Raw genomic sequence first — 8,039 nt, forward strand, 5'->3', positions numbered from 1 at the left:
GTAGACGGCTGCCCCTAGGCCGACCAGCATTTCTTCGGGGGTAATTTTGCCATCTTGGTTGGTGTCGAGGGCATCGAAGACGCGATCCGCCCCCATCCACTCCTCGCGGGTAATGAAGCCATCCCCATCCAGGTCGTAGATGCGGAAGACATCCTGGGCGGCGTGGGTAATCGTTTCCTTCTTGGCGCCCTCCAGCTTCTGTAGCCGCTCGGTGAGCAGCCTTTCCAGCACCTCCAGCGCCTTGGAGAAGCCCTGGATCCCTTCTTCCAGCTTTTCTGAAGCCATGCGGTTTTCCCGGTGCATCTGGTCGAAGGTGGCTCGATCCATCACCAGACGCGGGATGTCCATTTTCTTAGCTTTTTCCGGATCCAGTTTGCGCTCCAGGTGGCCTTCGGTGTTTTGCAGCTCCGCCAAGAGAACTGGCGAGATGGTAAGCAGATCGCAGCCGGCCAGCTCGATGATTTCCCCAATGTTGCGGAAGCTGGCGCCCATCACTTCCGTCGGGTAATCGTATTTGCGCAGATAGTTGTAGATCTGGGTTACCGACTGCACGCCCGGATCTTCAGCAGGGGGATAGCTCTCCCGGCCGGTGTGCTTCTTGTACCAATCCAAGATGCGGCCCACAAAGGGCGAGATGAGGGTTACCCCTGCTTCCGCACAGGCAATGGCCTGGTGCAGGCCAAACATCAGAGTTAGGTTGCAGTGGATCCCTTCTTTTTCTAGGATCTCGGCGGCGCGGATCCCTTCCCAGGTCGAAGCAATTTTAATCAACACCCGCTTGGGATCCGCCCCTGCCGCCTTGTAGAGCTCGATGAGGTAGCGGGCCTTGGCTACGGTAGCCTCGGTGTCGTAGGAGAGGCGGGCATCTACCTCGGTCGAAACCCGACCGGGGATGATGGAGAGAATGCGCACGCCAAAGGCTACCGCCAATTCATCGATGGCGCGGGCCACTACGGTTTTGGTGTCGGCTTTAGATCCCAGTTCTTGGCGGGCCTTGAGCAAGGTCTCATCGACAATGCCCTGGTACTGGGGCATTTGGGCGGCTGCTGTAATCAAAGAGGGATTGGTGGTGGCATCCTGCGGCTTAAAGGTCTCAATGGCGTTGATATCCCCCGTGTCGGCCACCACGACGGTCATCTCTCGCAACTGCTCCAGCAGGCTCTTGCTCATACTCCCCTCCTTAGCTATCGCGCTTCTGCGACCCAGTCCTAGTGTCGCCCACCCAGGCAAGGGATCCCGGTAGATGTGAGATTGTCTTAATTGTCTGCCCCACCGGTGTGGGGACAACTCTAAACAACTCACCCGGCAAAAACACTTCCAACTTCTCTAAAAATTTACTGAAGGTTGAAACTTCTTGGTCACGGGGATCAGCATGAACCCTGATTGGACAGGCCAGACAGGGCCGAGAGCGACCCTAGAAGCTGCCTATCCGGCCTGGCTGCGCAACTGCCGCAGCAGCCGCTCGAACTCTTCCGGCAGAGGGGCAGTAAACTGCAGCGGCTGGCCGGTGCGCGGGTGGACAAAGGAGAGCTTCCAGGCGTGGAGAGCTTGGCCACTGAGTTTGACGGGGCTGGTTTTGCTCTGGGTATAGAGGGGATCCCCGACAATGGGCAGGCGCAGGTGGGCGGCATGCACCCGAATTTGATGGGTGCGGCCGGTCTCCAGTTCAAACTGCATCAGGGTGTAGTTGCCCAGGCGCTCCAGCACCTGCCAGTGGGTTACCGCCGCTCGCCCTTGGCCAGAGGGCAAAACCGCCATCTTCTGCCGCTCCACCGGGTGGCGGCCAATGGGGGCAGAGATCGTGCCTTGGCTCTGGGCTGGCCGGCCAAACACCACCCCTAGGTAGATGCGCCGAGCCGTCTTGGCCTGGATCTGGGCCTGCAGATGCTGGTGGGCCTGATCGTGTTTGGCAATCACCAGGGCACCGGTGGTGTCCTTGTCGAGGCGATGGACGATCCCTGGGCGCAGCTCGCCGTTGATCCCGGAAAGGCGAGGACAGTGGGCCAGCAATGCATGCACCAGCGTGCCGCTGGCATGTCCAGGAGCAGGATGCACCACCAGACCGCGCGGCTTGTTGATGACCAGCAGATCCTCATCTTCGTAGAGAATGTCTAAGGGGATCCGCTCCGGCTCCAAAGTTGTAGGGGTGGCTGGCGGGATCCGCACCTCAATCTCATCCCCGGCTTGCAGGGGGCGATCCTTATCCAGGCAGGGCCGCCCATTGAGCCAAACCTGGCCCTGGCGAATGAGCTGCTGCAGGCGCGAGCGCGACAGCTCCGGCAGTTGTTCCGCCAACCCGCGATCCAGCCGCAAGCCCTGCTGTTTTTCCGTCACTCTTACCTGGCGAATTGCTGCCACCGGATCCCTGGGGCCTTCCATTTGCCCTGTTTCGGCAAACTGCTGCTTTGAAAACATTGTGGCAGAGCGGTTACTTTTGCATTAGGTAAAAAAGGGCGAAGATTTGTGGCAGCTTTTTCAGCCGGATCCTGGCGAGAACGCCTTTGTCTCATCCCCTTCTCAGCCTTCTCTGGGGGCGTTGCGCCGGGATTCTAGCCCCAGGAAAACCCTCAGTACAGTGGGGGTATAGACCCTCAAAGCTAGGCCAGGTCCTGGCGGGAGAAGGTCTTTTTGCAACTATCACGCTTGCTCTGATGGGCACAAGGAGACAAAGCATGTCGGATGGAGTAGCGCTGGGATCCCAGCTTCAACAGCCCCCTCAACGCCAGCTTGGCTCAGAGCCACCCTTGGTTGTGCCCCTCATAGAGGTGGGGCTGCGGGACGTGGCCCAGGTGGGTGGGAAAAACGCCTCTCTAGGGGAAATGCTGCAGCAGTTGACCCCCAAAGGAATCCGCGTGCCCCTGGGGTTTGCCACCACCGCCCATGCCTATCGCCAGTTCATCGCCGCTGCCGGCCTCGAGGAGAAGCTGCGGGAGATCCTCAAAGACCTCGATATCGAGGATGTGCGGAACCTGCGCGAGCGGGGCAAAGCCGCCCGCACCTTGATTCTGCAGACGCCTTTCCCCCCAGAGTTGGAGCAGGCCATCAGCGAAGCCTACCAGAAGCTGTGCGAGCGCTACGGCCCCGATACCGATGTGGCGGTGCGCTCCAGCGCCACAGCAGAAGACCTGCCGGATGCCAGCTTTGCCGGCCAGCAGGAGACCTACCTCAACGTGCACGGGATCCAGGCAGTGCTGAATGCCTGCCACCGCTGCTTTGCCAGCCTGTTTACCGACCGGGCCATCTCCTACCGCCAGATCAAGGGCTTTGACCACTTCCAGGTGGCCCTCTCGGTGGGGGTGCAGAAGATGGTGCGCTCGGACTTGGCCTGTTCGGGGGTGATGTTCTCCATCGACCCAGAAACGGGCTTTAAAGACGCGGTGTTGATCACCGCTGCCTATGGGCTGGGGGAAAACGTGGTGCAAGGCATCGTCAACCCCGACGAATACGTGGTCTTCAAACCTACCCTAAAGCAGGGGCTGCGCCCCATCCTCTCCCGCAAGCTGGGCAGCAAAGCCCTGAAGCTGGTCTACGACGAGGAGGGATCCCGTTCCACCAAAAACGTACCCGTCCCCGAGAGCCTGCGCCGCCAATATGCCCTGCAGGACGACGAGATCCTAGAGCTGGCTCGCTGGGCCTGCCTCATCGAAGAGCACTACTCGGCGCTGCGGGGCCGCTTCACCCCCATGGACATCGAGTGGGCCAAAGACGGGATCACGGGCGAGCTGTTCATCGTCCAGGCCCGCCCCGAGACGGTGCAATCCCAAAAGGCCACCAACCGCCTCAAAACCTACCGCTTTACGCAGACGGAGGCGCGCCCAGACCCCCTGGTGCGGGGACGGGCGGTGGGGGAAGCCATCGGCCAGGGCACAGCCCGCGTCATTTTGGATGTGCGCCGCTCGGATCAGTTCCAGGCCGGCGAGGTGCTGGTGACGGAGAAAACCGATCCCGACTGGGAGCCAATCATGAAAAAGGCCAGCGCCATCGTCACCAACCAGGGGGGCAGAACCTGCCATGCGGCCATCATTGCCCGCGAGCTGGGGATCCCGGCCATTGTTGGCTGCGGCAACGCCACGCAGGTGCTCCGCTCCGGCGATCCCATCACCGTCTCCTGCGCCGAAGGGGAGGAAGGGCGCGTCTATCCTGGTCTATTGCCCTATGAGGTGACGGAGATCCCGCTAGAGGAGCTGCCCCGCCCCCGCACCCAACTGATGATGAACGTGGGCAACCCGGAAAAAGCCTTTGGCCTGAGCGAGATCCCTTGCGACGGCGTGGGTCTGGCGCGGCTGGAGTTCATCATCGCCAACCACATCCAGATCCACCCTCTGGCCTTGATCCACTACGACGAGGCGGTCAAGGAGGAGCCGCGCCTGGCGGAGCTCACCGCCCAGTACGCCGACAAGCCGGAGTACTTTGTAGACAAGCTGGCCCAGGGGGTGGCCACCATCGCCGCTGCCTTCTACCCCAAGCCGGTGATTGTGCGCCTGTCGGACTTCAAGAGCAACGAATACGCCCACCTGCTGGGCGGATCCCGCTATGAGCCCCACGAGGAAAACCCCATGATTGGCTGGCGGGGGGCCTCCCGCTACACGGATCCCCGCTACCGCGATGGCTTTGCGCTGGAGTGCCGGGCCATGAAACGGGTGCGGGACGAGATGGGCCTGACCAACGTCATCTTGATGATCCCCTTCTGCCGCACCCCCGAAGAGGGGCACAAGGTGCTGGAGGAGATGGCCCGCCACGGCCTGGTGCGAGGGGAAAACGGCCTGCAGGTGTACGTCATGTGCGAGCTGCCCAGCAACGTCATCCTGGCCGACGAGTTCTGCCAGATCTTCGACGGCTTCTCCATCGGCTCCAATGACCTCACCCAGCTCACCCTGGGGTTGGACCGCGACTCGGCCCTGGTGGCCCATCTCTTTGACGAGCGCCACGAGGCCGTCAAGCGGATGATCGCCCAGGTGATCCAGACGGTGAAAAGCCACGGGCGCAAGATCGGCATCTGTGGACAAGCTCCCAGCGACTACCCTGACTTTGCCCGCTTTCTGGTGCAGCAGGGGATCGACTCCATCAGCCTCAACCCCGATTCCCTGCTGAAAACCCTGTTGGTGGTGGCCGAGGCGGAAGCTGCCGGCGCCCACTAGGCCTAGGGGAGTGCGCCGGGATCCCGTCTGCTGGGTTACAATCTTCTCTGCTGTGTTGCCACCCCCGCCATGATCCACGAACTCTCCATGCCGGCCCTCAGCTCCACCATGGAAACGGGCAAGATCGTTGCCTGGCTGAAGAACCCCGGCGACCGAGTGGAGAAAGGGGAAAACATCCTGGTGGTGGAGTCGGACAAAGCAGACATGGATGTGGAGTCCTTCCACAGCGGCATTCTGGCCAGCATCCTCATCCCAGCCGGGGAATCGGCGCCGGTGGGCGCCCCCATCGCCCTCATTGCCGAAACCGAAGCGGAGCTGGCCGAGGCCCAGGAGAGAGCCAAGGCCCTCTCTAAGGGTGCTGCGCCGGCGGCTACCCCTAGCGCGGCCTCTGTCCCCACCGTTCAACGGCCAACCCCTGCGCCTGCAGCAAGCCCCCCCTCCACGCCCCCAAGTGGCTCCGACGGAGCTGGATCCCAGCGCATCCTGGCTTCCCCACGGGCGAAAAAATTGGCAGAAAGTCTGGGGGTTGACCTGCGCACGGTGCGCGGCTCCGGCCCTGGTGGGCGCATCGTAGCCGAAGATGTGGAGCGGGCCGCAGCTCAGGCTGCCTCCCCGCGGGTGGCAGCTCCCTCCTCGGTCGCTCCTCCCCCCGTTTCTGCGCCCCTGGGAGAAGTGGTTCCCTTGAGCACCCTGCAGGCGGCGGTGGTGCGCAACATGAACGCCAGCCTGGGCGTGCCCGTGTTCCACGTCGGCTACACCATTACCACCGACAGCCTGGATCAGCTTTACCAACAGGTAAAACCCAAAGGGGTAACGCTGACGGCCCTTTTGGTCAAGGCTGTGGCCCTCACTCTCGAAAAGCACCCCCTCCTCAACGCCAGCTACACCGAAAACGGGATCCACTACAAAGCCGACATCAACATCGCTGTGGCGGTGGCCATGGAAGATGGGGGCCTAATTACCCCTGTGCTCAGGCAGGCCAACCGGATCGATCTCTACGAGATCTCCCGCCGCTGGAAGGATCTGGTGGAGCGGGCGCGGCGCAAGCAACTGCAGCCGGAGGAGTACACCAGCGGCACCTTTACCCTCTCCAACCTGGGCATGTTTGGGGTGGATCGCTTCGACGCCATCCTGCCTCCCAACCAGGGATCCATCTTGGCCATTGGTGCTGCTCGCCCCACCGTGGTGGCCACGCCGGAAAAAGCCATCGCCATCCGCTCCCAGATGCAGGTTAACCTTACCTGTGACCACCGCGTCATCTACGGTGCCCACGCCGCAGCTTTCTTGCAAGATCTAGCCCAGTTGTTGGAGCAAAAGGTGGGATCCCTGACGCTGTAGAAGTTCAATAGGTGGGCAGGGTGGGATCCACCGCAAGGGCCCAGGCGTGGATGCCACCGCTAATGTTGTAGACCTGGGTAAAGCCGTTGGCCTGCAACCACTCGCTCACCTGGGCAGAGCGGATCCCATAGTGGCAGAGGACAAAGGTTGGGCAATGGGGATCCAGCTCCCTCAAGATTCGCTCGCTCCACTCTTTGTAACAGCTCAAGGGGTAGTGGCGAAAGCCAAGGGCGCTGAGGTTGACCAGCTCCAGCTCTGCCGGTTCCCGCACATCGATGAGTTGCAGGGGGCCGGCCTCCGGATCGCGCAGGCGGGCGGCCAGTTCTTGGGGTGTAATCGAGCGAACGGAAGCGGCCATGGCCATCTGTAACCCCATCTGGGCTTCCTTCTCAGGATATACCGGCTCAGCTTCTGCCCTGGGCTACTTGCAATTGTGCAGGATGCGCTTGGCTTCCGCGGATCCCCTGCCAGCGATCTCTTTTGAAAGGCTCTGTCTGGGAGAATTAGATCCTAGGGGCTTATCGTGGCTCTAGGTGTCTGCACTTCTGATACGTTTGACTGATAGGGATTTCCAAGGATTTTCCACGGATGAAAGGATCCCTTCCTAGAAACGGCCAAGCATCCCGATCCACCTGGCGAACCCGTTCCCTCTTGCTGCCTCTATTGGCAGGGATCGCTTTCGGCTGTGGGGGAGGTGCGGGCAACTCTCCTCCTCTGCCGCCGCCTGGGGAGCCCGTCATCCTAAGGGTGGATCCGGCCAAAGGCCCCTTCACTAAGTTGGCCGATGCCGTCGCAGAGGCGCAGCGATTGCAAAGTGCTACAGCCGGCCTGGAGGTGCTGATTGAGATTTTGGGGGCGGGCAAGGAGAGACTGGAGAAGAACCTGGCCCTGGATGGAGGTGACGGCACCAACGGCGGGCGGATTCGGATTACCAGCTCTGCTGCCTACGAGATCCTGGCCGGGTTGTTCAATGTCATCGTAGCTAGCCAAACCAGCCTGCAAGGGGTGGAGGTGGTGTTGGAAGGCGGAAAGATTCAGGTAAACGATGGCACCTTTCAGCCCAGCAAGGTTACCCTCAATAGTCCCAGCTCCAACATCTTGGTGAACGGTAATGCCGCCGTTTTGGAGGGAGCTGTCAACCAATTGGCCCAGGTTTTTTGCCAGCAGTTTTCGGATCCCTGTGTGCAGATCTCGGGCAACGGTCGTGTCGCCGGCATCTCGGTCACTGTCAGCAAGACAGGAGGCGTAGGTGTCGGTACTGTGCCAGGGAGTAATCCGCTCCTGGAGAACAACGCGATCCTTCTGCAAGCTTTGGGAGCTTTGGGGGTTCGCTATAGCGACAACTCCGGCGGGGTTTTCCGCAACAACCAAATCGAGGGGGATCCGCCTACGACTGCTGGGTTGGCGCTGCAGGCTCGCCAGACAGCTAGCGGCGGTACCACCGGGATCCAACTGGATGGAGCGGGATCAGTTCCGGTCATTCAATCCAACCGGATTGTTGTGGGCAGGATAGCCGGCAGCGTCGGCATTCGCATCTTGCAAGGAACCCAAGCCCGCACCATT

5 protein-coding genes and 1 pseudogene are annotated in these 8,039 nt (G+C 61.3%); 3 read left to right on the forward strand and 3 right to left on the reverse strand.

The annotated features are described in order from the left end of the window. Positions 1–1,170 (reverse strand): transaldolase (locus NW852_RS08535; protein WP_414426646.1); only part of this gene is annotated, 1,170 nt, incomplete at its 3' end. 255 nt (positions 1,171–1,425) lie between these two features. Further along, complete coding sequence (locus NW852_RS08540) at positions 1,426–2,415, reverse strand: RluA family pseudouridine synthase (RefSeq protein WP_414372452.1); 990 nt, start codon at positions 2,413–2,415, stop codon at positions 1,426–1,428. A 257-nt stretch (positions 2,416–2,672) separates the two neighbouring features. On the opposite strand from NW852_RS08540, the gene ppsA reads away from it, so the two are divergent. Continuing rightward, complete coding sequence (gene ppsA, locus NW852_RS08545) at positions 2,673–5,138, forward strand: phosphoenolpyruvate synthase (protein WP_414372450.1); 2,466 nt, start codon at positions 2,673–2,675, stop codon at positions 5,136–5,138. A 69-nt stretch (positions 5,139–5,207) separates the two neighbouring features. Next, positions 5,208–6,476, forward strand: coding sequence for a dihydrolipoamide acetyltransferase family protein (locus NW852_RS08550; protein WP_414372448.1), 1,269 nt, complete (start codon positions 5,208–5,210; stop codon positions 6,474–6,476). 4 nt (positions 6,477–6,480) lie between these two features. On the opposite strand, the gene NW852_RS08555 is transcribed toward NW852_RS08550, so the two are convergent. Further along, the gene (locus NW852_RS08555) at positions 6,481–6,852 is read right to left on the reverse strand and encodes a rhodanese-like domain-containing protein (protein WP_414372446.1); all 372 of its coding nucleotides are present in this window, start codon (positions 6,850–6,852) and stop codon (positions 6,481–6,483) included. A gap of 212 nt (positions 6,853–7,064) precedes the next feature. On the opposite strand from NW852_RS08555, the pseudogene NW852_RS08560 reads away from it, so the two are divergent. Next, positions 7,065–8,039 (forward strand): annotated as a pseudogene (locus tag NW852_RS08560) (right-handed parallel beta-helix repeat-containing protein); the annotation flags it as partial.

The sequence above is a fragment of the Synechococcus sp. H60.1 genome, from assembly GCF_047462335.1.
Taxonomy (GTDB): domain Bacteria; phylum Cyanobacteriota; class Cyanobacteriia; order Thermostichales; family Thermostichaceae; genus Thermostichus.